Source organism: Terriglobus sp. 2YAB30_2 (assembly GCF_052114765.1).
Lineage (GTDB): Bacteria > Acidobacteriota > Terriglobia > Terriglobales > Acidobacteriaceae > Terriglobus.
The window spans coordinates 72,337-95,377 of record NZ_JBFRFJ010000016.1 but is presented as its reverse complement, the minus strand read 5'-3'; the positions used below and the strand labels follow the sequence as shown (position 1 = coordinate 95,377).

Sequence of the window (23,041 nt, the reverse complement as noted above, 5' to 3'; positions counted from 1 at the left end):
TTGCGTCGCAACCCGGAGGGCCGGGGCAGATTTTCTTCACCCCAGCCAGCAAAGCTGACTGGGGACCCCGATTCCCGATCTCTTCGTCACTCGTCGTTGCGCGCTGACTGACAGGAGTTTGATGACGCGCCCTACCTTATGGCGAGTGTAGGTTGCACCAACACTCAAACCCGCCATTGCCTTTGATATGATCGTTTTCCACGATGACGACAGCTCCGAAACAACACGCCTCCGGCCTGGACCATGAACTCATTGAGCAACTCCACACGCTCGCCCAGCGCGTTGCACGGAACTCTTATTCCCCGTACTCGAAGTTCAAGGTGGGAGCGGCGGTGCTTCTCTCCGATGGCTCAATCCATGTGGGCTGCAACGTGGAGAACGCGTCATACCGGCTGACCAGTTGTGCCGAACAGAGCGCCATCTCCTCGGCAGTGTCGCACAAAGGACCGGAGATCAAGATTCGCGCCGTCTCCGTCACCAACCTGAACGGTGCGGCCAGCATGCCCTGCGGCGCCTGCCGCCAGACACTACTGGAGTTCGGCGATACCGACACCTGGATCTTCTTCCCCGGCCTGGATGGAGTCGCCGCCTCGGCGCCGTTATCCGCCCTGATCCCCTTCGGCTTCAAACTGGCCCACGACTAAGGCATTTTCCCTGTGGGTGTTGTGGAGGGTTTGTGAATCTATGAGCGTTTTCCTCAATGAAAACGCCGCTGCACGCCCCTCCCGGGATACCCAGTAACAGGAAAAAATGCTCTAGCCGCCTATGAGCCGGTATGCTGTCCTGATGCACGCGAAGGACCTGCAGCACCATGTCTGAACATCTTCATCCAATTGACATCATTCTTGCCAAGCGCGACGGCAAGGAATTGAGCGGCGAGCAGATCGAAAACTTTATAGCCGACGTCGTCTCCGGTGACGTCACCGACGCGCGGCTGGCCGCCTTCTTGATGGCCGTCTTCCAGCGCGGTCTTACGCGCACCGAGCTTGCCTACCTGACCAGCGCCATGCGCTTTTCCGGCGAGGTCTTCGATGCCGCCATCTCGCGCGGAACCAATGTCGACAAGCACTCCACCGGCGGCATCGGAGACAAGACCTCGCTGTTGCTGGCCCCAATTGCGGCCGCCGCGGGCCTGTGTGTTCCGATGATCTCGGGCCGTTCGCTGGGCCACTCCGGCGGGACCCTGGACAAGCTGGAGACCATTCCCGGCTACAACACGCAGCTCACCATGGAACAGTTCGGCGAGGTTATCCGCAAGGCCGGCTGCTCCATCATCGGGCAGACCGAGCGCCTGGTCCCCGCCGACCGCATCCTCTACGCTATGCGCGACCACACCGGCACGGTGGAGTCGCCCTTTCTTATCTGCGCCAGCATCATGAGCAAGAAGCTCGCTGCCGGCCTCAATGCGTTGGTGCTGGACGTAAAGACCGGCTCCGGCGCCTTCATGAAGAAAGTAGAAGACGCGGAGTTTCTGGCGAGCCTTCTGGTCTCAACCGGCGAGCTTGCCGGCACGAGGACTGGAGCTCTACTGACCACCGTCGATCAGCCACTCGGACGCTTCAGTGGCAACTGGGTCGAGGTGTGGGAGTGCGTCGACATCCTGAAGGGCATCCGCCATCCCTTCAGCGAGGACCTCATCGAGCTGACGATTGCCCTGGCTGGACAGATGCTCTTCCTCGGCGGTAAGGCAGGGTCTGCGGAAGGGGGCGAACGCCTCAGCAAGGAACTGCTGGAGAACGGCAAGGCGTGGGAGCACTGGCTGCTGATGGTTGAAGCCCATGGCGGCGACGTCCGCGTCTTCGACGACCCGGCAGCCTTCCACAAGCCCGCCGCAACCCGGACATTGAAAGCTAAGCGCAGCGGCTATCTGGCCTCGATGGACTGCACCCAGGTTGGCTGGGCGATCCAGCGGCTGGGCGCCGGACGCGAACGGCCGGGCGACCCGGTCAGCGCCGACGCCGGCCTGACGATGCATGCCAAGCTTGGCGACTCTCTGAAGGAAGGCGATCCGTTGGTAACGATCTTCGCGGCCAGTTCATCGAAGATCGACGGGCCAGCGGAGATGCTGCTCGAGACCATGGAGATCAGCGATCACAAACCACAGGTGCGACCGCTCATTCTGAAACCCATTACCGCAGCCGATGTGAAGTAGCACTGGTGTAGCGGCGCGGAGGCCGTTACACTCCGTGTACACCGTCCATCGCTTGGAGTCATGATTTGGGTCGATTTACCGGATTGCTTGGCCTGGTGACGCTGCTTGGCGTCGCGTACGTTCTGTCCACCAACCGCAAAGCGATTCGCTGGCGCACCGTCGGCTGGGGCCTGGGGCTGCAACTGCTCTTCGCCTTCCTGGTCATCAAGTGGACGGTTGGACAACAGATCCTGGCCAAGTGCTCTTACTTCATCACCAGCTTCCTGGGGCACTCGGTCGATGGATCCTCGATGGTCTTTGGCCCGCTGGGCGATCCGAAGAGTCCGCTCAGCATCTTTGCCTTCGCTGTGCTGCCAACCATCATCTTCGTCTCCGCCTTCTTTGCCGTGCTCTATCACCTGGGAATCATGCAGTGGATCATCCGTGGCATGGCATGGGTGATGCAGCGGACGATGGGAACCTCCGGCGCGGAGAGCACGAACGTTGCCGCCAGCATCTTCATGGGCCAGACCGAAGCGCCGCTAACCATTCGCCCGTTTCTGAATGGGGCGACACGGTCAGAGCTGATGACCATCATGACCTCGGGCATGGCGCACGTCTCTGGCGGCATTATGGCTGCGTATATCTCCTTCGGCATTCACGCGAAGGACCTGCTCTCGGCGGTCATCATGACGGCGCCCGGCACTATCCTGCTCTCGAAGATGCTGGTGCCGGAGACGGAAGTTCCCGCTACCGCCGGTACGGTTCACATGCCTCCGCAGGATGGGGAACACTCCAAAGAGAACCTGATCGGCGCTATCGCCCGCGGCACCATCGATGGCGGACAGCTCGCCTTCAATGTGGCCATCATGCTGATCAGCTTTCTGGCCCTGGTAGGGCTGGCAAACGGCATCATGGGGGGCATTGCGAAACATATTCCCTTTCCGCCTTCGCTGAACTCGGTACTCGGATTTCTCTGCGCGCCGGTGGCCTGGCTGATCGGCATTCCCTGGCATGAGGCCCGCACGGTAGGGAATCTGCTTGGAACCCGCGCCATTCTGAATGAGTTCATCGCCTACAAAGACCTCGGAGACCTGGCAAACGCGCACGGCATCTCTACTCGGTCGCTCTCCATTGCCACCTTTGCGCTGTGCGGATTCGCCAACCTTGGCTCCATCGGCATGCAGATCGGGGGTATCGGAGCCCTGGCCCCCAGTCGCCGCAACGATCTAGCCCGGCTGGGCCTGCGCGCCATGCTGGCCGGAACGATGGCCAACCTGGTCTCAGCTTCGATCGTCAGCATGTTGATCAGCTGATCCTTCCAATCGAGGAAAACCGTCTCTCGAAACTGCAAGACCCGCCGATGATATTGGTGGGGCTGCAAAGCGTAACCAGAGCTCGCTCAATTGTTCCCAAAATGGGAATTGAGCGAAACATTGGTTATCATCGTAACCTGTAGCCCTTTGTTACGTTGAATTTGCCATGTTACCTTAGCTTCGAAATCACCACAATTTTTACGTATGAGGTTTGTTAATGCAGGAAGTTACCGCCACCCCTGAACTGTCCAAGGCCCCTGAAACCACCCCCAAGTGGCACCAGCCATCTCTCACGGTTCTGGAAGCCGCAGATGCCGAAACGGGCACTTTCCCCGGCTCCGACGGCTCCAGCCTTTCCTAACTCACACTGGTAAAATTTGAATTTTTACCGTAGCAGCAATCTGAAATGGGGCGTCGTCTTCTCCGGCGCCTCATTACATTTAGCGTCGGTTCGCATAGACAATAGCCTTTGCCGTCGGCTGTCTCCGTTTCTTCTTCGAGCCGAAGTCGTTGTGCTACCGCGTCTTGAAGCTGGTACGAATCAACGTTAATGATTCTCGATACCGAAGGTTCCGAAACATCATCTGCCGCCGGCGGCGTAGATAACGATTTTTACTCCTAACCTGACATAATGTTGACTTAGTTTGAGCATGTTGATCGCAGGAATCTGTCGTGAAGCGGTATCCCCAACATCGCCTCATCGTATTCCGGCAGATTTCCCGGAGGGAACACGGTACTCGCGTCCAGGCCTCCTTCTCCTTGCCGCGCCCGACAGTGTCTGTATTTCCACGCCAGAACTATTTCTTCTGCTCGATGGACGTATCGACAACCAGAGAGAGCTGGCCTCGATGCTCGATCTGCCTTTCGGAACATCGCTCTCGGAGTTACTGAAACACGCTTGGCATCGCTGGGGAGAGGAGCTGCCGGGTCACCTCATAGGGGACTTCGCTTTCGCGGTCTGGGATGGCCCACCACGCAAACTTCTGCTCGCTCGCGATGTCGCCGGAACTCGCCCGCTTCATTTCAGCTTAACCCCAAAAGGTATCGCGTTCGCATCGCTCGTCAGGCATCTGCTGCAACTCACCGGCAAACCCGCTAAGCCCGATGAAGAGCGAGTCGCGGAGTGGCTTGGAGGGCATTTTCACACCTCCACACATACCTTCTTCGATGGAATTCAGACAGTTGCCCCGGGACACACGCTTATCTGGCAGAATGGCCGGCATACAGTCCATTCTTTCTGGAATCCCCTGAAAACGGCCGTTCTCCGTCTTCGCGATCCGCGGGAGTATGTCGAAGGGATGCTGCATCACGTGGAACAGGCAGTCCGGCGGCGCATTCCCAATCATGGTCTACTGGCAACGCACTTGAGCGGGGGATTGGATAGCTCCACCCTCACCGACACCGCGGCACGGTTTCTGGCCCCTTGTGACCGCTCTCTCCTCGCCTTCACCGCGGTTCCAGCTACGCCCCTCGACGATACCCTTTTCCGAGGCCGCTTTACCGATGAGGCTCCTTTTGCCCGTGCCGTAGCTCAGCGACACTCGAATATCGAGCACATCCTGATCTCGAATCATGCGAACAGTCTCTTCCAGGCCCTCGATCGATGCACCGATGCCACGGAACGGCCTTTCCTTAATCCTCCAAATGCCGTGTGGTTGCTGGCAATTCTGCAGGCAGCCGCCAAGCGCGGCGCGGTCACTCTGCTCAATGGAATCGGCGGAAACTTTACCCTGAGTTATCACGGTCAGCGTGCTCTTCCCGGCCTGCTCGCGGCGGGACGCATACCCACCTTGAGCCGCGTGATCTTAGGATTGCATCGCAACGGCGAAAGCTGGAAGCACATCCTCGCGAATCTCATGCAGCCTTTCTTCCCTAAAATGCACCATTACGCGCTGTCGTTCTTCAAGAGAAAGCCGGCATCACGCGCGATTAGCATGGGGGCATCTCTCAGTTTTCTACGGAGGTCTGGATATCTCGCCGAACGTCTACAACCCAGCGTTAACGGACGATCAGAACGCGCTGTCGTTCTTCGAGGACTGGACCTGGAACAGGTCCACATGCTCGGACGGACGGTTGCATCGATTGATGATGTCGTCCCTCCTCTCGATCGGGATCTCATCGAGTTCACACTCTCTATCCCGGAAGAGATCTGCTGTCTGGATGGAGACCGGCGCTCCCTGATCCGCACCACGATGAAGGATCGTCTTCCTGACATGGTCCGCAACGAACGCCGTCGCGGGCTACAGGCCGCCGACTTTCTTTCGCTGCTTACGGCAGAGCTGCCCGCGATCCGGATGGAGCTTGCGCAGATGCAGCAGATCGACCTGGTCCGTCGTGCCATCGACCTGCCTCGGATTCAACGCTTGGTGGAACGGTGGCCTTCTGAGTTTCATCCCAGTTTGTCCGGCGATTATGCGCTCGCCCTGCCAAGAGCTCTTTCGATGGGCCGCTTTCTCCGGAGGATGGAGGATGGATCGCTCTTTTCGACGATCACTTCAAACGAAGTGAGTTAGATATCCCGAAACGTCAGAAAGCAGGTCCTTCACTATGTTCAGGATGACAACATTTATGGCAGGAACTTCTGAGACGCCACGTTAGTCTTCCGCCAGAAGCACCCGAAGATCGCGCAGGTTATTGCCAGTCGGTCCCGTAACAATGGCGTCTCCCATGGCAGCAAGGACCGCTCCTGAGTCGAATCGTTCCAGCGCTCCTGCAGGATCTGCTGCATGTTCCCAGGTATCGGAATCAACCACTGCTCCCGCAGCCGGACTGTTGCCGTCCAGACCGTCACTGCCGGCACTCAACACGGCAGTATTTGCCATGCCGTCGATGAGTTGCGCAGCGTAGAGCGCGAAGTGCTGATTGCGTCCGCCGTTGCCGGCTGGGCCGGTAACCGGTACAGAGACCTCTCCCGCGGAGATCAATGCTATCCGCTTGCCCGGTTGGCGCAGGCGGGCAAGCTTGTAGAGCAGATAGACTGCTGCCTTGTCATAAGGCCATTCATCGCATCCGTTGTCGACTACAGCCTCGAATCCGAAATCTCGAGCGATGGCAGCGGCCTCCCTGCAGAGAGTGGACGACGAAAGCACTACGAGATAGAAGGCCCTGGCAAAAGCAGGATCATTCTGCTTTGGCGTCTCCGGCAGCTCGAGACTCGCGAACAGTTCAGCGATCGCCGCAGGCAACGGTTCCGTCAAGCGAGACAGCAACACCCGGCAGTAGGTGATCGTACTCCCATCCGGAATGGTAGGCCCGGAGGCGATCACATCCGGGCGCCCCTCCGGTACATCGCTCACCAGCAGGGTCACCTGCGTCGCAGCATTTGCTGCGGCAACAGCCAATCGCCCTCCTTTGACTGCGGATACGTGTTTGCGCAGTGCATTCATCTCGGCGATGTTCAGGCCCGAGTGCACAAGCATACGATGGAACGCCGCCATCTCATCCATGGAGACCTCAGGAATCAACGGCATCTCCATCATCGCGGAGGCTCCTCCGCTGATGAGCCACAACACCAGCGTCTCACCGTCTGCTTCGCGCGCTAGCTCGAGCGCGAGCTCGGCGGCACGGCGCGAGCTCTCATCCGGAAAGGGATGAGAGCCGCGCAGGAACGTAAGCTCCGCCGGAGCTCCCGAGTTTTCCGGAGCCAGCACCAGTCCCGTGAATGGCAGGTACCCTCGCAGCAGATCCGCGCTGTATACGGCCATTGGAACTGCTGCCTTGCCGAGTGCAATGATGATGGCGCGCCGATATTGCTCAAGCGGAAAACTATGTTCTCCGACCTGAAGGGTACCGTCGGCCCATCGCACCTGCTCGGCAAGATGCTTGTCGAGCCTGGCTGCTTCGAGAGTCCGCAGGTAGATCTGTTTTGCCTGTTCCTTGAGCGTCGCCACTGTTAGAGAATTTTCCCTATAGGTGTAGTGTAGGGCTTCCGCATCCTATGGGCGTTTTTCCGCAATGAAACCGCCGCCGCATGCTTTCCGGGATACCCCAAAACAGGGAAAATGCTCTTAATGAATCCACGATACTCTTTCGGCATGCGACCGTTTGTGATCTCTCTGGCACTCTCCCTCTGTCTCGCTTTCCCGCAAGCCCACGCACAGGAACAGACCATCCTGCCCACACGTCCTATTCCGCCGGGCAAAGCTCCTCATATGCAGGTCAAGCTGGTGAAAGAAACACCGGAAGAGAAGGTCTACGCCGTGATCTTCCTGAAAGGTGATGAAGCACTGAGCGGCATGGTGGACTTCGCAACGAAGTACCACGCCAACGATGCGCACTTTACCGCCATCGGAGCCATCAGCAGCGCCACTCTCGGCTGGCTTGACCTCTCCCGCAAGATCTACGTCGCTATCCCGGTGCAGGAGCAGGTCGAGGTCGCCTCGCTGACAGGAGATATCGCGACCTTTCAGGAGAAGCCGGTCGTGCACATGCACGCTGTCCTGAGCAAACGCGACGGCTCCACGGTCGGCGGTCACGTGTGGGAGTTGAACGTTAATCCAACACTTGAATTCTTCGTGACCGTGAACAACACTCCATTGAAGAAGCGGCCGGACGATCCCTCAGGCATGAAGCTGATCGATCCTACACAGTAGAAACGGGACGAACGGCTTCTGCCAGCAATTCATAGCTGCGCAAACGGTCGTCGAAGCTGTAGGTGTCAGTCACGGCAATGATCTCTTTGGCGCCGGTATCGCGAGCAAGCTTCTCGATGCCGCCGCGCACCGTTTCCGGACTGCCGACAATCGCAGCGCCCAGCTTGCTCTCCACTGCGGCCTGTTCATAGTCGGCCCACAAGCCGTCCATGGAATCCACCGGCGGCAGCAGCTCCACTGGCTGGTTGCGGATCAGCCGCAGGAAGCGCTGTTGTGGGGTGGTGAACAGACGCTTGGCCTCGGCGTCCGTCGGCGCGGCGATCACCTGTACGCCGACCATCATGTACGGCTCTTGCAATACACCCGGACGGAACATCTCGCGGTAAAGCCGAGCTGCGGCGTAGAGATATTCGGGCGCGAAGTGCGCCGCAAAGGCATACGGCAGGCCTAGCATGCCCGCCAGCTGCGCGCCGAAGGCGCTGGAGCCCAGCAGGAGAACGGGGACCCGGCTTCCCTCACCCGGAAATGCGTGTACGACCTGGTCCGGCCGGGGATCGCCAAGATATGTCCGCAACTCTTCCAGAAGCGCCGGGAAGTCATCGCCAGTCTGCTTCAGATCGCGGCGCAAGGCCCGCATGGTGTGGAAGTCACCCCCAGGAGCACGTCCCAGGCCAAGATCGATACGCCCGGGATACAGCGCTTCCAGTGTGCCAAACTGCTCTGCCACCACCAGCGGAGCGTGGTTGGGCAGCATGATGCCGGCCGAACCAACACGGATCGACTTCGTCGCACCCGCTATATGTCCAATGAGCACAGCCGTCGCAGAACTGGCGATGCCCGCGATGGAGTGATGCTCAGCCAGCAGGAAGCGCTGATAGCCAAGCTTCTCAACGTGCTGCGCCAGGGTTACGGAACGGGCAATGCCCTCCGAAGCATCTTCTCCGGGCCGCAGCCCCACCAGGTCCAGAACGCTCAGGCGAAGTTCGCTCATGGTGATTGGATGACGTCACTTCCGTAAACGCTTCGAGCGATGTCGAAGTTATGCGGCTATGAAACTTCGTTATACGGCTGCGGGATGCCGTTTGACGAACCGGCCACCCGCAAGAAGGATCACTCCCGCAACGACAAGCGCGAGGGTCGTAATGCCCATACCCAGCCGCAGGTTAGAGTGGTCGCTTACCAGACCGATCAGCAGTGGCGAAGGCATATCGCCGAGCAGATGGATGAGCAAAAGCTGTCCGGCCAGCGCCGAGGCCCGGTTCGCGGCGGTCACCGCATTGACCGTAGCAGCATTGATTGGGCCGGTACCGAGAAACAGGCAGATCTCTGCCCCCGCGAGCGCAGGCAACGTGATCCATGAGGGGCCGAAAAAAGTCAGCAACGCAAACGGAATGGAGGAGAGACAGCCGAACGCCGAGACCAGGTACAACGCACTGGAATTGCGTTTCAGTAACCGGCCCGCGATCCAGCCACCCGTAGCTGTGCCCACAATGCCGGTGACAGCGGTGATGGCTCCGATGGTGAATCCGGCCTGTCCCAGGGAGTAGCCGTTCACCCGATGCAGGAACGACGGCATCCACCAGGAGAGGCCGCCCATGCAGAAGGTGATGAACGCATACCCCAAAATGGAGCTGAGATAGGCGCGGTTGGTCACGAGTGCCAGCAGGTCGGCCTTGCCGATCTTTGTTTTCTCTGCTTCGCTGGCGCCACGCTCCGGTTCACGCATCAGGAAGAGGATCATCAACGCAAAGAGGATGCCCGGAACCGCAGAGACATAGAAAGGAGCACGCCAACCGTAATGGCTGCCGACCATGCCGCCGATCAGATAACCGAGCGCGGCTCCGACGGGAATAGCCAGATTGAAGATGGTCATCACCCGGTTGCGTTCCTCCGCCGGAAAGAAGTCGGAGAGAATAGCGGGTGCGAAGATGCCGAAGCTCGCCTCGCCCAGTCCCAGGGCCGCATGCCGCAGATTGAGCGCACCGAAGGTATGGACCGTGGCCGAGAGCAGATTCATGCTGCTCCAGAAGATCGCGCCGAAGACCACCAGCGGCTTGCGCGAAAAGCGATCGCCCAGCCAACCGGTGATGGGTGCGGCGCAGATATAGGCCAGCATGAACCAGGTCGTCAGCGAACCGATCTCCGCGTCCGAGGCGTGGAACTCGCCCTTCACCATCTCCTGCACACCGGGCAGGATGTAGCGGTCAATGTAGTTGACGAAGTTGAGAGCGGTGAGCAGGATAAGGGCGGTCGTAGCCCCGGCCACACGCTTCGTGGAGGTCGTCAGCTTGGTGGAGGTCGTCATTCGTCCTGTTATCTCGACGGTAAGGTGTTCTTCGGTAAAAAGACAAAAAGCTCAAGAGCGACGATACACCACCCTGCAAACAATCCGGCAACACACACAAAGAGACGCAGCAATTGTTTCCCGCCGGGAAAAGTCCGACGGTATTGACGAACAGTTTTGTACGCGGAGCGCTTCCGTAGGAGCGAGTCCGAAAGCCGTATCTTGAGCTCAGCTTCCATGTTGAGAACACAAACCATGGAAGCGACTGCGGATCCAGACGCCAAGATAAAGGCAGCACACAAGATGACAAAGTTCACGCGTTTACACCTTGCGGACGAGCATAACAACCCCAAAAAAACAAAAGGCGCGAAGAGCGCCTTTGTCTGTTATTTACTTCTTCGGCCGCGGCCAGCGGGCGGTAACAATCGTCGAGATGCCGCCACGCGGGCGGAAGTCGCCCTTCACCTCGGCCCATACCGGATCGGTCGCCTTCACCACGTCTTCCAGCACCTGATTGCAGATGTTCTCCTGGAAGATACCAAGGTTGCGATAGGTGAACAGATACTCCTTCAGGCTCTTCAGTTCCAGGCAGCGCTTCTTCGGCATGTAGCGAATCTGCAGCACGCCAAAGTCCGGCAGGCCGGTCTTGGGGCAGACGGAGGTGAACTCCGGATCGTCGATCAGGATCTCGTAAGCCGGAAACTGGTTCGCCCAGGTTTCAATCTCAGGAAACTTGGTGTCGAGCCCGGCGGCAGCGTGCTCATCGGTGTAACGCGGTTGCTTCTTTGCCATTTTTTTATTTTAGTGCCTGCTTGATGGGCCGTGGGAGTCTCGGTCGCGGTGGCGGGTCTTGTTGAATTGTTGAATGGTTGAATAGTGAAGAACCCGCGTGGAAGGCGAGCCCTACGGGGGAACGCCGAGAAGAATTCGGCGGGTTATCGAAATATTTGTGACAGCTGATTAAACGAAGATGCCGCCCGGGACTCCGGGCGGCATCTTTGCGGAGAGAGGTGTTGCGTCTACTCGCGGCGGCCAAGGGTTGGACGATCGTCATCCGATTTCCCGTTGCCGTTTGAGTCCGGATCGTTGTTGCCGCCGGCGGTGCGACGCAGGGTGGGCTTGTTGCCGTCCTTGGTGTCGTTCAGCTTGCGCTTGTTCTCGAGCCGTGCCAGGCGGGCCTTCACGTCATCGAACTCCGAGGTCGTGACCACGTAGTCCGGCTTTGAGGGCAGAATGGTGGCGATCTCGTCCTCGCTGCGCTCGATACGGTCCGGCGTCTGCGGATGCGAGCTGAAGGCCTTGGAGATCATGCCCGGCTTGTGCTTCTGCAGGGCGTCAATCTTTTCAAAGAATTGGATGAACGCCTGCGGATCGTAGCCGGAGCGGTACATGTACTGCAGTCCAAGCCAATCGGCCTGCGCCTCAAAGTTACGGGAGAACGACAGGAAGGTCAGCGGCAGAGCGAGCTGGCTGGCCTGGTAGATACCGTACCCGGTCCAGGTTCCCGAGGTGAAGATGATCAGCGGCACCTGGCCGATCTGCATGTAGTTCATGCGGGTCATCTCGCGGGCTGCATGGTGAGCCGCTACGTGGGCGATCTCATGAGCCATGACGCCGGCCAGTTCGGCCTCCTCGTCGCAGGCAAGGATCAGGCCGCTGTTCACGTAGAAGAAGCCGCCGGGCAGAGCCATGGCGTTGACCTCGTCGGTATCCAGCACCTTGATGGTGAACGGAACCTTCGAGTCAGAGTTCTTTACGATGTTCTGGCCGATGCGGTTGACGTACTCATTGATGACCGGGTCGCTGATCAGGCGGGCGCTGCGCTCGATCTCCATGGCGTAGCCCTTGCCGTTCCGGATCTCCCAGTCAGTGGAGTACCAGTTGCCCATACCGCGGCCGCCGATATCGCGGGTGCCGGCAGCCTCGACGTCGTCGTCGCTGCCCTTCTTAATATTCTTGTTCAGCTTTTCGCCCGGCTGCGGGATCGAATCGGCCTTCTTCGCAGCCTCTTCCTTCGCCTTCTGGATCTCTTCAGGCGTGGATTTGCTGGCGTCGGTCGGCACGGGGGAGCCGGTCGGTGACTGGGGAGACTTGCTGCTGTCCTTATCGCTGGGCTGCGACTGTGCGTAGACCGCACCCGGGACGGCCAATCCGGCCATCGCCAGCGCGAGTATGGCTGTCTGTAACCGACGCATTGCGACACCTCATCCGCCGGGGGACACACCCCGACACATTCTTAGACGTAGTATGCGCCTGCAGGGTAACAGATGGCCACCCCGGAGCGGTTCCGGAGCTTCCGGTAGCCCAAACCGGTCCTCCGGTGGGGCGTATCAGCGCGTCAGCCCACACACTGGGTGCCCCATCCATCGCAACGCGATGGGTGGGAGATTCGAGCGAAGCTCGAACCGCTTCTGCCGTTCGAAGAATAGCTCTTTCAGGACATTGGATGGATTCGAGCGGAGCTCGAATAGTTCACCGGGGACCCCGAACATCCCACCCATCGCGTTGCGATGGATGGGGCACCCAGTGCATGGGGGAACAAATGAGTAAGCCTCCGCGAACGGAGGCTTACTTATCCTTCAATCATTCATTTATTCCATTATTCAATGACTTATTAATCTCCGTAATAATCCAGACCAAGGTGAGTAATAAGACTCTCACCCATAATGTGGCGGAGAGTATTCTTCAGCTTCATGGACTGAATAAACAGATCGTGCTCCGGATATAACCCAGCAGGCACCGTCGGTGCCTTGAAGTAGAAGCTCAGCCACTCCTGCATGCCCAGCTTCTTCAGCGCCGGTGTGCGATTGGCAAGGTCCATGAAGAGCACCAGATCCAGCGCCAGCGGCGCGGCCAGGATGGAGTCGCGGCAAAGGAAGTCCACCTTGATCTGCATCGGATATCCGAGCCATCCGAAGATATCGATGTTATCCCAGCCCTCTTTGTTATCGCCGCGCGGTGGGTAATAGTTGATGCGGACCTTGTGATAGATATCCTTGTACAGATCAGGATGGAGATCCGGCTGCAGGATGTAATCCAGCACCCCGAGCTTGGTCTCTTCCTTGGTCTTGAAGTTATCCGGATCGTCGAGAACTTCACCGTCACGATTGCCAAGAATATTGGTCGAGTACCATCCCGAAAGACCGAGCATGCGGGTCTTGAAGGCCGGCGCAAGCACGGTCTTCATGAAGGTCTGGCCGGTCTTGAAGTCCTTGCCCGCAGTCGGCACGCCCGCCTGCTTCGAGAGGTCCTGCAGCGCGGGAATATCCACCGTGAGGTTGGGCGCGCCGTTGATGAAGGGAATGCCTTCTTTCAGGCAGGCCCAGGCATAGATCATCGATGGAGCGATATCAGGGTCGTCGTTAACCAGGCCCTTTTCGAATTTTTCCAGCGTGGAGTGGACCTCTTTCGGCTCCAGGAAGATCTCGGTGGAGCCGCACCAGATCATCACCTGGCGATCGGTCTTGGTCTTGAATTCGGCGATGTCGTTGCGGATCTGATTGGCCAGATCGCACTTGCTGCGGCCGGTCTTCACCTTCTTGCCATCGAGACGCTTGACGTAGTGCTTATCAAAGACCGCCGGCATTGGCTCAATGCCTTCGAGGAACGGCTTAATTTGATCCAATTGATCGCGATCGAGAACCTGAGCCGTTTTTGCGGCGTCATATAGATTGCCACCGAAGATGTCCCAACCGGTGAAGACGAGGTCATTCAGGTCAGCCAGTGGAACGAAGTCCTTAATCAACGGTGAATTTCCCTCGGTACGCTTGCCGAGCCGGATGGTTCCCATCTCGGCCAGTGACCCGATTGGTTTTGCAAAACCTTTGCGAACTGCTTCAACACCTGCGATGAGCGTCGTCGCAACTGCGCCCATGCCTGGAATCATGACGCCAAGCTTTCCCTTGGCGGGCTGAATCTGCGCCGCAGCTTCGTTGGCTGCGTTGTGATTAGACATACTGCGTCACAACCTTCCCTCTATGTTTGTTACTTTCCGTTGTTTTCCGTTGTACGGAAGCTAAAGTATCTCACCAATTTCATGTGCGACAACTTATGCTTTAACCATGCAGAACGCGCGTATTGGCATTGATCTGGGTGGAACGAAGATAGAGGCCCTGGTGTTGGATGAGCACGGCCAGGAACGTAAACGGTTACGCATTTCAACCCCGCGAGAGTACTCCGCAACGGTCGAAGCTATCCGTGACTTAGTCACCGGAATAGAGTCTGAACTTGGTATTTCCGCCACAGTCGGTGTCGGTATGCCGGGCACCATCGTTCGCAGCACAGGGCTGGTCAAGAACGCGAATTCAACCTGGCTGATCGGCAAACCGTTTGAGCGCGATCTGAGTTCGGCACTCAGCCGCGAGGTCCGCTGCGCCAATGATGCGAACTGCCTTGCCGTCTCCGAGGCGACCGACGGCGCCGCCGCGGGCATCGCCACCGTCTTCGCCGTCATCATCGGAACCGGCTGCGGTGGAGGCATCGCCCTGCACGGCCGCGTTCACGAAGGACGCAATGCCATCGCCGGAGAATGGGGACACAACGGTCTGCCCTGGCCCACGGCCGACGAGGTTCCCGGTCCCCCCTGCTACTGCGGCAAGAACGGCTGCATGGAGACCTGGGTCTCCGGGACCGGTCTGGGCAACGACTTTACCCGCGTTACCGGTGTCGCAAAAACCGGCGCCGAGGTGGGGGTGATGGCAGAGAGTGGCGACCCTGATGCCATGGCTGCTTTTTCTCGTTTGGAGGACCGTTTGGCCAGGGGTTTATCCAACGTTATCCACATCCTCGACCCCGACGTGATCGTCATGGGCGGGGGGCTTTCGAAGGCAAAACGCCTCTACGAGAACCTTCCAGCGCTGATCGAAAAGTACAGTTTCGGCGGCGGCGTCGACACACCCGTGGTCCATGCCAAGCACGGCGACTCCTCCGGTGTGCGCGGAGCAGCGTGGCTCTGGCCCCTTTGAAGAGTTAAAAGTTGAAGGTGAAAAGTTAAAGAGGGATTCCGTGGTGCGTTGAAGTTCTGGTCTCACCACGGACCCCTCTTTTTCTATACGCCAAAGGGAAGGACCCTGCAGGAGAAGCAAACCGCCTGCCTCACCACAAGGTCCCTCTTTAACTTTCAACTTTTAACTTGCAACTGTTTTTAGGCGCTTGCTTCGCTACGTGAATTCTTCAGGTGTGTCCAGATGAACCAGACGATGCCGGCGACGAGCACCAGCAGGATCGCTGCATCCGCCTTGTGCAACACCTTCTTCAGCGTGGAGTTAGGGTCGTTCCAGCTTTCGCCGGCCTTCATGCCCACCCATGCCAGCGCAAAGCACCAGGGCCACGAACCGATGAAGGTATAGATGTGGAAGCGGAGCTGCGGCATCCTTGCGATGCCGGCGGGCAGAGCGATAAAGGTGCGCACCACGGGAAGCAGACGGCCGATCAGCACCGTGATGTCTCCGTACTTCTTGAAGTAATGGTCGACACGATCGAGGTCGTGCTTGCTCATCAGTACATAACGCCCGAACTTCTCCACCAGCGGACGTCCGCCGTAGGCTCCCAGCCAATAGGCCACCACCGAGCCGAGATTGCAGCCGAGCGCACCCATGGTGGCCGCCCAGAAGAGGCTCATCTTGCCCTGGTAGACCACGTAGCCGGCAAACGGCATGATGATTTCGCTGGGAAGCGGAATGCAGGCCGACTCAATGCCCATAAGAAGAGCAATGCCGGGATAGTGCAGCGCGGCGATCAGGCCGGTAATGTACGGCAAGAGAAAATTGATAATTTTTTCAGTCATTTGGTGAGGAGGCTTGCCTTTGCAGTATACCGGGAGGCTGGTCGCGGCTGTGTCAAAGACAGTTGCTGGTTGCTAGTTGCTGGTTGCCAGTGAAACGGGGAGCGCGAAGCGCTCCCCGTTGATGCTTGTCCCTGTAAAGATTTCGTTTTGTTGAATTTACGGGGTATTCCTCACCCACCCTAACGTTTCAACAGATCGATGGGTTCGTCGATGTCTACCGTGCGGAAGTAGCTCGCCAGCGAGGGATGGCGCTCAGCCACGGCACGATACATCTCCCAAGCCACATTGCGGTAGGAGAAATGTCCGGCGACACCCGAGCGCAACTCGCTGATATAAAGGGCTTCCGCGAAGTCCATCTTGAAGAGCGAGCGGACTCGCGTTCCCAGCGGCAAAAGATACTGGGCTGACTGTTCTGCCTCCGGCAGACCAGAGTCGCGGAGCGCACGGTAGGCGGCAAAGCTGGCCTCCATGGCTGCCCGGTACTCCTCTTCCAGACCTGCATCGGCCAGCGTTGGCTGGCCTGGGCATTCGGGGATGTCGTAGCCGTGCGCGTCCGTAAAGTCCTGGATGAGCTGGACGCACTTGCGATGGCGGTGCATGTCACGGAAGCCGCCGATGTCCATCAGGATGTCGAAACCGAAGCCATGTCCTGAAGAGAATGCACGCGTGAGCTCGTCGTGCCGTCCACGGTGCTTTGCGCCCAGAGACACAATGGCATCGCGTCGCGCGCTCGAGAGACCGGTGACTGCATTGCGAATCTGACGGTAGGAGTAATGACAATGCGGATACAGCAGGGACGCTGCGAGTTCTACCTCAAGTCCCTCGGAGTCATCCACCAGGTCGACCACCGGAGCCGGCTCAATCGCAGCTCCCTGCATCAGCTCCGCTGCGGCGGCACGCAGCTCCTGCTTTGTCGATGCCTCATACGCGGAGGGCTGGGTGTACTTCACCAGCGTGGGCGAGACCTTCACCTCGCGGCCCAGGACCGACAGGGCGCGGTCACCGCACATTCCGTCCACGGATGAGATCTCCTGGCACAGCACCCGGGCCTCATCGGCATGAACGTTCCATGCCGGTCCGCTGGCGGCTTCACGAAGCTTTTCGCCAAGCTGCCGAATCTCGGCAAACTCCGATCCCAGCAGGCGTGCAATCTGCCCTTCCAGCGTGCGCGCATTCACGATCTGTCCGAGGGAGGTATTCGTCGCCAGCGGCAGCAGATAACGCGCGACATCGAAGGCTCGTGCTTTGAGTGTGCGCACATAGGCATCGTCTTTCATCTCGGCGGGCTGCGGGATAGCTCCCTTCAGTGCCTCCAGCATCTGCTTGCCGATGCGGTCGTAGGCGATGAACAGCTTTTCCGCGGCAGCGGTGTACTCGGCGGTCTTTTCGCCGAGTGCCGGCGTATACCAGCCGCTCTTTTTAAAGTCCTGGTAGCGGGTCGAGCGCTCCTGTCCGTCCCAGCGCTGCTCATCCACTAGCGAAATAGCAGCCAGCAGACTCAGTCGTTCAATCGCAAAGGCGACGTGAGCCAGGTCAGCGATGGAGCGATGGCCGTAGGCAAAGTAGAACGTGTTGAGGAACTGCTCGGCGCGCTGGGTGCTGATCTCTTTCAACGACTCCTTCATCGAAAGCGCGGAGCGTGAGTACTTGGCCATGGCATAGGCCAGCACTTCAGGATCGGCGCCGTGAATGGCATACACCTCGGTCGTGTTCATGTTCTCTGGAAATGCGGTGGGGTTCTGGCGGACGTCACTCATGGCACCTCCAAGCATAGCCAATCGGCATCTGGAATACGCCGGTCATTTTCCGGGGCGGCGGATGGAGGTCTACATCGGCGTTAGCCCGCCTATAATCGGCACTGACAGCAAAAAGGAGTACCCGCAGTAAAGATGCCGACACTTCAAGGCCGTATCGCACTCGTCACTGGAGCATCGCAGGGCATTGGACGCGCCTGCGCACTTGAACTTGCCCATCACGGGGCCACCGTCGCACTGGCTGCACGCCAGATCGACAAGCTTGAGGCCGTCGCAGCCGAGATTCGCGAGGCCGGCGGTACCGCCGAGGCCTTCGCTCTCGATATCTCCTCCGAGGATTCCATCAAGGCCGCGGCCAAGGAGATCATCGCCAAATTCGGCAAGGTAGAGATCCTGGTCAACAATGCCGGCATTACCCGCGATACGCTGGTCCTGCGTATGAAGCGCGACGATTGGGACTCCGTGCTCTCCACCAACCTGACCGGAAGCTTTCTTCTAACTCAGGCGCTGATCTCGCCGATGATGAAGAACCGCTGGGGCCGGATCATCAACATCACCTCAGTTGTCGGTGAGATCGGACAAGCCGGACAGGTCAACTACGCCGCCTCAAAGGCCGGCCTGGTCGGCATGACCAAGGCGCTGGCGCGCGAGTTTGCCAGCCGCAACATCACCGTCAACGCGGTTGCGCCCGGCTTTGTCGAGACGGCCATGACCCATCTCCTCTCCGACGAGCAAAAAGCATTCTTCGGCACACAGATTCCGCTCGGCCGTCCCGGCACCGACAAAGAAGTTAGCTACGCAGTCGCCTTCCTCGCCAGTGAAGAGGCCGGCTACATTACTGGACACACGCTTGATGTGAATGGCGGCATGTACATGGGCTAGAGCGTTTTCCCTGTTGCCGGGTATCCCGGAACGGGCCATGTACATCTCCATAGATTTGAATTGCGGGCAAGTGATATACCCTTGAGCGTTATAACCGACGAGGAGTAGATGCCCTGAAGCGATCCCGTCTCATCGCCGGAGCCGTACTTCTCTCCTGCACCGCCGCCGTGCTTCCGCTGATGGCGATGTATCTGCTTGGCCGCTCTCGCTCCATCGAGACAGAACAGCGCCACCTCACCGACTACGGCAACTGGACCGTCATGCGGGCCAACATCACGCTCAACGACGCGATTGCAGCGTTGAAGGACGTGGAGGCCCAGCATTGGCATGATTGCTCCCAGGCGCACATTGACGCCATGCGGCGATACACCATGAATCACCGCGCCATTAATGAGGTGGGCTTCTTCAAGGATGGCTATCTTGTCTGCACCTCATGGGGCATGGTCGAGCATCCTCCTGCGCGGCGGGCGGCGGACTACGAGATCGAAGGCATTGGCGTCCACACACGCGTGATTCCCGTTATCACCCGGGGCCAGCCCATGATCGGCTTCGAGTATGGCTCGCACAACGTGCTGGTCGATCCCATCCGCATGGTCGACGTTCTGGTCGACAATGAAATGACCCTCGCCCTGGCGAACAGCAAAGGCGAGATCCTGGCCACGCTCAACAATCCTGACCCGGCAGTTGTTCGTCACGCGATCGATCATCCAGGTCCCGGCGCGGCCGGTAACTTCCTCTACTCCAGCTACCGGACACCGCTCTGGATAGCTGTAGCCATCGAACGCCGCACCTATACCCGCGCGAACTTTCGCCGTCAGCAGGCGATGCTGTTGCCTCTTGGCTTCCTGATGGCGAGCTTCATGGTCGGCCTGATCGCCTGGGCATTACGCCGCCGGCTCTCGCCTCTCTCTGAGCTGGAGATCGCCGTCAAGTGCAAAGAGTTCATTCCCTGGTATCAGCCCATCGTCGAGTTGGCGACCGGCCGATGCATCGGTGCGGAAGCTCTGGCACGCTGGCACCGCCCCGATGGCACAATCGTTGGCGCAAATATCTTCATCCCGGTGGTGGAACAGAGCGAGCTCATCTGCCTGATTACCGATCAGATTGTGGAGAAGACCATCGCCGATATGCATCCCTTCCTCTCCAGCGAAACCGGCCTGCATATTGCCATCAATCTATGCGCGGACGATGTGGAGACCGGCCGTCCCCTGCCCTTGCTGGCTGAGCTGCTGCGCGAAAAGCGAATCCCTCCAGACCGCATCTGGCTGGAGGTGACCGAGCGTGGATTCATCAACGCCACTGCCGCCCGGGATACGCTGATGCGCGCGCAGGCACAGGGACACGTCATCGCGGTCGACGACTTCGGAACCGGCTACTCCAACCTGGGCCTTCTCCACTCACTCCCGCTGAACGTTCTCAAGATCGATAAGTCGTTCGTGGATGCCATCGGCACTGAGTCAGCCACCAGCACCGTGATCGCCCACATTATCGATATGGCCAATGAGCTGCGGCTCGAGATCATTGCTGAAGGGATTGAGACAGCCGCACAGGCGGAGTATTTGCGCAGCCGCGGCGTCCGCTACGGCCAGGGATGGTTCTTTGCGAAGGCCATGCCACGTGAAGAGTTTCTGGCTTACTATCGCCTGCACAAGGACAAGGAAGTGAAGTCCGAACCGGCGCTTACGTGATGGTAGCGACGACCTTGCCGGGGCGATCGCCTCGGATCTCCCGGCTGGTAAAGGCGGCAGGCACACGTTCCAGACCGATCTCGGCAGCCACATAGGGCGTGAGATATCCGGCATCGAGCAGCATGGCGATGTCGGAGAGCTGTGTGCGGTCTCCGTTCACGATGAAGAATGCGGCCTGCTTGCGCGGGGCGTGTTGCCGGGGATCCTGGCTATTTTCTTCAACGATCGTCACCATGCGCCCGCCATCCCGGAGCAGCGGCCATGCCTGTTCCAACAGATCTCCGCCGACCGTATCGAAGATGAGATCCATGCCGGTGACGACGTCTGCCAGCCTGTCCTTCGATGGATCAATCACGCGTTCTGCGCCGAGCTTCTTCACGAAGTCGTGCTTCCCCTCGGATGCCGTCGCGAGAATCTCCGCTCCGTGCATCCGTGCAAGCTGGATAACATACGCTCCGACTGCGCCGGCGCCGCCTAATACCAATACCTTTTCGCCTGCCCTGAGGTCGCCGCGGTCGAAGAGCCCCTGCCATGCGGTAAGGGCTGAGATCGGTACGCTTGCTGCTGCTGCAAAGGAAAGGTTCTTTGGCAAGGTGGCAACCATATCCGGCCGCGTGACACAGAACTCCGCCAGTGCGCCGTTGGCGTACCAGTCATTCATGCCAAAGATGGCCTGACCAGGCACCATGCCCGCAACTCCGCTGCCAACCGCGGCGACGGTACCGGAGAACTCATGTCCGGGAATAGGCCTGACGCGGGGACTGCCGTCTTTCGTATGGGTTGTGGGGGACCAGAGGAGCTCACTCGGCGTGATGGCGGCAGCGTGAACACGGATCAGAATCTCGCCTTCGCCGCAGGTTGGAGTATCTACCTCGGCCAGGGCGAACTCGAAGGTTTCAATGGCATCAGTGGCTGCGGAGATATACACGCATTTCATACTTAGCCCCTCAAACCACAGGCTAGTGTGCGCACAGAGGAAATCCCAGACCAGACAAGCGTGCTCCGGGCCAACCCTTTCGAGTGGCCCGGAGCCTGGTCATCGCGTCTGAACCTGGCTAAGAACCGCCACGTTCCCGATCGCCTTCGGGTCCGTCGTACTCGCTGTCGTAGTCACGTTCGTGGCCTCCGCGCCGCGTACGTTCCCACTCGCGCCGGGCCTCTTCTTCCGTCCGCTCTTCTCGGCCGTCCGCCATACTGCTCCTTATAGCTTGATACCTGCTGATTCGTAGATCTTCTCAATATAGGTAAGGTCACGCAGCCCTTCCTCCCCTGGAGTCTTTGGAGTCCGCCCGGTCTGAACGCACTCCGCAAAGTGATCTGCCTCGCGCTCAAACTGCTTGGGGTCCTTTTCCGGATTGCTCTCTTCCCAGTGCTCGCCTTTCGCCCGGCCTCGCATGGTAACGCCGTCATAGCCGAAGGTTGGCCCCATCTCCAAGGCTCCGGACTTCCCGTGAACGCGCATGAAGCCCTCCATCTGCCCACCGTAGGTGGAGGCACAACTGGCAACCACACCGCTGGGAAAGCGCATGCTCCATTCGACCGACTCTTCCATCTCTGCAAAGCGCGGATCGTCCTTGTGCACAGTGCCGGCGACGGCCTTGATCTCTACCGGCTCCTCCCCTGTGAACATGCGTGCCGCCTGCAGCGCATAGATGCCGACATCGTAGACACTGCCGCCGCCGGCCAAGGCCTTCTTCGTACGCCATACGCCAGGCTGAATATTGAAGCCGAACTGCCCTTCAAATGCGACAACATCGCCGATCTTTCCGCTGCGCACCATCTCGATGCACTTCAGCGTCAGCGGCTCATACTGCATGCGGTAGGCGATCATCAGCTTCACGTTCGCGGTTTTACAGGCATCGATCATCTGCTGGCACTCGGCGGAGCTCAGCGCCATGGGCTTTTCGCAAAAGACGTGCTTGCCTGCCTTGGACGCGCGGATGGTGTACTCGGCATGCATGGAGTTCGGCAGAGCCACATAGACGGCCTGCACCGTCTTGTTATCGCGGATGCGGTCGAAGTCCWCGTAGCTATAGATCGAGTCCTTGGGGACGCCATACTCCGCCGCGATACGCTCGGCCTTGTCACGATGGCCGCTGACCAAGGCCGTGATCTTACAACGCTGTGACTGCTTCACACCCCGCATGAAGTGGTCGGCGATGACACCCAGCCCGATGACGGCGAATCCGACCCGCTCCTGCTGTTGTGCAAATATGTCTGGAACCGCACCAGGAACAGCGATGGCTGCTGTACTCAGTGCACCTAGTCTGGTAAATTCACGCCTTGTCCACGCCATTGCTCTCATTCCTCCGTTTTTCGCGTTCGCGCTTTAGGATGCTTGTGACCCCGGAGAATTCTGCCATATTCCGCAGGTTTGACACCGGCCTCCCCATGGCGCTAGGCTTTGTATCAAGCTAATGATCACTCGTTTTGCCAACTCCTGCATGTGCTGCTGCCGCTGCTGTTGCTGTGGCCCGGTGCGGGTGTGCGAATGAGCGAATCGAACTGACAAGTTCAGAGATTAGGACTCAGAAACCCACCCGACGCCTGCAGGCCGGGTGGGTTTTCAACTTTCGGCCGCTTTTGACCCGATAGGAAACGAACGAACT

The 23,041-nt window shown here is 58.9% G+C and carries 19 protein-coding genes; 8 read left to right on the top strand and 11 right to left on the bottom strand.

All coding sequences use genetic code 11. The features are described 5' to 3' along the window. Window positions 1-203: 203 nt before the first annotated feature. The 4 genes from cdd to AB4Y89_RS20025 all read left to right on the top strand — a co-directional run bounded on the left by cdd (window position 204) and on the right by AB4Y89_RS20025 (window position 5,960). Window positions 204-644 (top strand): cytidine deaminase, encoded by a 441-nt coding sequence (gene cdd / locus AB4Y89_RS20040; protein WP_442302718.1) that lies wholly within the window; start codon window positions 204-206, stop codon window positions 642-644. Between the two features lie 167 nt (window positions 645-811). Then, window positions 812-2,152 (top strand): thymidine phosphorylase, encoded by a 1,341-nt coding sequence (locus tag AB4Y89_RS20035; protein WP_442302717.1) that lies wholly within the window; start codon window positions 812-814, stop codon window positions 2,150-2,152. A 65-nt stretch (window positions 2,153-2,217) separates the two neighbouring features. After that, the gene (locus AB4Y89_RS20030; RefSeq protein ID WP_442302716.1) at window positions 2,218-3,447 is read left to right on the top strand and encodes a NupC/NupG family nucleoside CNT transporter; all 1,230 of its coding nucleotides are present in this window, start codon (window positions 2,218-2,220) and stop codon (window positions 3,445-3,447) included. Window positions 3,448-4,097: 650 nt separating this feature from the next. Further along, entirely contained in the window at window positions 4,098-5,960 is a 1,863-nt protein-coding gene (locus AB4Y89_RS20025) for an asparagine synthetase B family protein (protein ID WP_442302715.1), read from the top strand. Window positions 5,961-6,041: 81 nt separating this feature from the next. Here the strand turns inward: AB4Y89_RS20025 and AB4Y89_RS20020 are convergent, their stop codons facing one another. Then, window positions 6,042-7,337 carry a glycerate kinase type-2 family protein gene (locus tag AB4Y89_RS20020; protein WP_442302714.1) on the bottom strand — a complete coding sequence of 432 codons (1,296 nt, stop codon included), beginning with the start codon at window positions 7,335-7,337 and terminating at the stop codon, window positions 6,042-6,044. 144 nt (window positions 7,338-7,481) lie between these two features. Between AB4Y89_RS20020 and AB4Y89_RS20015 the strand changes: the two genes are divergently transcribed. Further along, window positions 7,482-8,039: a PPC domain-containing DNA-binding protein gene (locus AB4Y89_RS20015; protein WP_442302713.1), complete on the top strand. Its 558-nt coding sequence runs from the start codon at window positions 7,482-7,484 to the stop codon at window positions 8,037-8,039. On the opposite strand, the gene AB4Y89_RS20010 is transcribed toward AB4Y89_RS20015, so the two are convergent. The 5 genes from AB4Y89_RS20010 to AB4Y89_RS19990 form a co-directional block, all read right to left on the bottom strand. Further along, window positions 8,029-9,030, bottom strand: coding sequence for an LLM class flavin-dependent oxidoreductase (locus AB4Y89_RS20010; protein ID WP_442302712.1), 1,002 nt, complete (start codon window positions 9,028-9,030; stop codon window positions 8,029-8,031). The two genes, AB4Y89_RS20015 and AB4Y89_RS20010, sit on opposite strands and share 11 nt — an antisense overlap. A 69-nt stretch (window positions 9,031-9,099) precedes the next feature. Further along, window positions 9,100-10,344 (bottom strand): spinster family MFS transporter, encoded by a 1,245-nt coding sequence (locus AB4Y89_RS20005; protein WP_442302711.1) that lies wholly within the window; start codon window positions 10,342-10,344, stop codon window positions 9,100-9,102. Window positions 10,345-10,713: 369 nt separating this feature from the next. Further along, window positions 10,714-11,115: a preQ(1) synthase gene (gene queF / locus AB4Y89_RS20000; protein WP_147649461.1), complete on the bottom strand. Its 402-nt coding sequence runs from the start codon at window positions 11,113-11,115 to the stop codon at window positions 10,714-10,716. Between the two features lie 227 nt (window positions 11,116-11,342). Next, window positions 11,343-12,518 carry a M48 family metalloprotease gene (locus AB4Y89_RS19995; RefSeq protein WP_442302710.1) on the bottom strand — a complete coding sequence of 392 codons (1,176 nt, stop codon included), beginning with the start codon at window positions 12,516-12,518 and terminating at the stop codon, window positions 11,343-11,345. A gap of 419 nt (window positions 12,519-12,937) precedes the next feature. After that, the gene (locus AB4Y89_RS19990; protein ID WP_442302709.1) at window positions 12,938-14,278 is read right to left on the bottom strand and encodes an inositol-3-phosphate synthase; all 1,341 of its coding nucleotides are present in this window, start codon (window positions 14,276-14,278) and stop codon (window positions 12,938-12,940) included. Window positions 14,279-14,384: 106 nt separating this feature from the next. Here AB4Y89_RS19990 and AB4Y89_RS19985 point away from each other — a divergent pair, with 106 nt between their 5' ends. Beyond that, window positions 14,385-15,287 (top strand): ROK family protein, encoded by a 903-nt coding sequence (locus AB4Y89_RS19985; RefSeq protein ID WP_442302708.1) that lies wholly within the window; start codon window positions 14,385-14,387, stop codon window positions 15,285-15,287. A 179-nt stretch (window positions 15,288-15,466) separates the two neighbouring features. Here AB4Y89_RS19985 and AB4Y89_RS19980 read toward each other — a convergent pair whose 3' ends face one another. Both AB4Y89_RS19980 and AB4Y89_RS19975 read right to left on the bottom strand, forming a co-directional pair. Then, window positions 15,467-16,108: a DedA family protein gene (locus tag AB4Y89_RS19980; protein WP_442302707.1), complete on the bottom strand. Its 642-nt coding sequence runs from the start codon at window positions 16,106-16,108 to the stop codon at window positions 15,467-15,469. A gap of 179 nt (window positions 16,109-16,287) precedes the next feature. After that, the gene (locus AB4Y89_RS19975) at window positions 16,288-17,865 is read right to left on the bottom strand and encodes an FAD-dependent thymidylate synthase (protein ID WP_442302706.1); all 1,578 of its coding nucleotides are present in this window, start codon (window positions 17,863-17,865) and stop codon (window positions 16,288-16,290) included. A gap of 132 nt (window positions 17,866-17,997) precedes the next feature. Here AB4Y89_RS19975 and fabG point away from each other — a divergent pair, with 132 nt between their 5' ends. Further along, window positions 17,998-18,744 carry a 3-oxoacyl-ACP reductase FabG gene (gene fabG / locus AB4Y89_RS19970; protein ID WP_442302705.1) on the top strand — a complete coding sequence of 249 codons (747 nt, stop codon included), beginning with the start codon at window positions 17,998-18,000 and terminating at the stop codon, window positions 18,742-18,744. Window positions 18,745-18,911: 167 nt separating this feature from the next. Continuing rightward, window positions 18,912-20,432, top strand: coding sequence for an EAL domain-containing protein (locus tag AB4Y89_RS19965; RefSeq protein ID WP_442302704.1), 1,521 nt, complete (start codon window positions 18,912-18,914; stop codon window positions 20,430-20,432). On the opposite strand, the gene AB4Y89_RS19960 is transcribed toward AB4Y89_RS19965, so the two are convergent. The 3 genes from AB4Y89_RS19960 to AB4Y89_RS19950 all read right to left on the bottom strand — a co-directional run bounded on the left by AB4Y89_RS19960 (window position 20,425) and on the right by AB4Y89_RS19950 (window position 22,728). Then, window positions 20,425-21,369 carry an NADP-dependent oxidoreductase gene (locus AB4Y89_RS19960; RefSeq protein WP_442302703.1) on the bottom strand — a complete coding sequence of 315 codons (945 nt, stop codon included), beginning with the start codon at window positions 21,367-21,369 and terminating at the stop codon, window positions 20,425-20,427. The two genes, AB4Y89_RS19965 and AB4Y89_RS19960, sit on opposite strands and share 8 nt — an antisense overlap. Before the next feature lie 118 nt (window positions 21,370-21,487). Then, the gene (locus tag AB4Y89_RS19955; protein WP_442302702.1) at window positions 21,488-21,625 is read right to left on the bottom strand and encodes a hypothetical protein; all 138 of its coding nucleotides are present in this window, start codon (window positions 21,623-21,625) and stop codon (window positions 21,488-21,490) included. A gap of 8 nt (window positions 21,626-21,633) precedes the next feature. Continuing rightward, the gene (locus AB4Y89_RS19950) at window positions 21,634-22,728 is read right to left on the bottom strand and encodes a Gfo/Idh/MocA family protein (RefSeq protein WP_442302701.1); all 1,095 of its coding nucleotides are present in this window, start codon (window positions 22,726-22,728) and stop codon (window positions 21,634-21,636) included. Window positions 22,729-23,041 lie beyond the last annotated feature (313 nt).

What these genes read in the sequence shown, in the direction of transcription:
- AB4Y89_RS20005 (WP_442302711.1), bottom strand. Translation starts at nt 10,344, where the DNA reads ATGACGACCTCCACCAAGCTGACGACCTCCACGAAGCGTGTGGCCGGG.
- cdd (WP_442302718.1), top strand. Translation starts at nt 204, where the DNA reads ATGACGACAGCTCCGAAACAACACGCCTCCGGCCTGGACCATGAACTC.
- AB4Y89_RS19955 (WP_442302702.1), bottom strand. Translation starts at nt 21,625, where the DNA reads ATGGCGGACGGCCGAGAAGAGCGGACGGAAGAAGAGGCCCGGCGCGAG.
- AB4Y89_RS19995 (WP_442302710.1), bottom strand. Translation starts at nt 12,518, where the DNA reads ATGCGTCGGTTACAGACAGCCATACTCGCGCTGGCGATGGCCGGATTG.
- AB4Y89_RS19985 (WP_442302708.1), top strand. Translation starts at nt 14,385, where the DNA reads ATGCAGAACGCGCGTATTGGCATTGATCTGGGTGGAACGAAGATAGAG.
- queF (WP_147649461.1), bottom strand. Translation starts at nt 11,115, where the DNA reads ATGGCAAAGAAGCAACCGCGTTACACCGATGAGCACGCTGCCGCCGGG.
- AB4Y89_RS19975 (WP_442302706.1), bottom strand. Translation starts at nt 17,865, where the DNA reads ATGAGTGACGTCCGCCAGAACCCCACCGCATTTCCAGAGAACATGAAC.
- AB4Y89_RS19990 (WP_442302709.1), bottom strand. Translation starts at nt 14,278, where the DNA reads ATGTCTAATCACAACGCAGCCAACGAAGCTGCGGCGCAGATTCAGCCC.
- AB4Y89_RS20035 (WP_442302717.1), top strand. Translation starts at nt 812, where the DNA reads ATGTCTGAACATCTTCATCCAATTGACATCATTCTTGCCAAGCGCGAC.
- AB4Y89_RS20025 (WP_442302715.1), top strand. Translation starts at nt 4,098, where the DNA reads ATGTTGATCGCAGGAATCTGTCGTGAAGCGGTATCCCCAACATCGCCT.
- AB4Y89_RS20010 (WP_442302712.1), bottom strand. Translation starts at nt 9,030, where the DNA reads ATGAGCGAACTTCGCCTGAGCGTTCTGGACCTGGTGGGGCTGCGGCCC.
- AB4Y89_RS20015 (WP_442302713.1), top strand. Translation starts at nt 7,482, where the DNA reads ATGCGACCGTTTGTGATCTCTCTGGCACTCTCCCTCTGTCTCGCTTTC.
- AB4Y89_RS19960 (WP_442302703.1), bottom strand. Translation starts at nt 21,369, where the DNA reads ATGAAATGCGTGTATATCTCCGCAGCCACTGATGCCATTGAAACCTTC.
- AB4Y89_RS19980 (WP_442302707.1), bottom strand. Translation starts at nt 16,108, where the DNA reads ATGACTGAAAAAATTATCAATTTTCTCTTGCCGTACATTACCGGCCTG.
- fabG (WP_442302705.1), top strand. Translation starts at nt 17,998, where the DNA reads ATGCCGACACTTCAAGGCCGTATCGCACTCGTCACTGGAGCATCGCAG.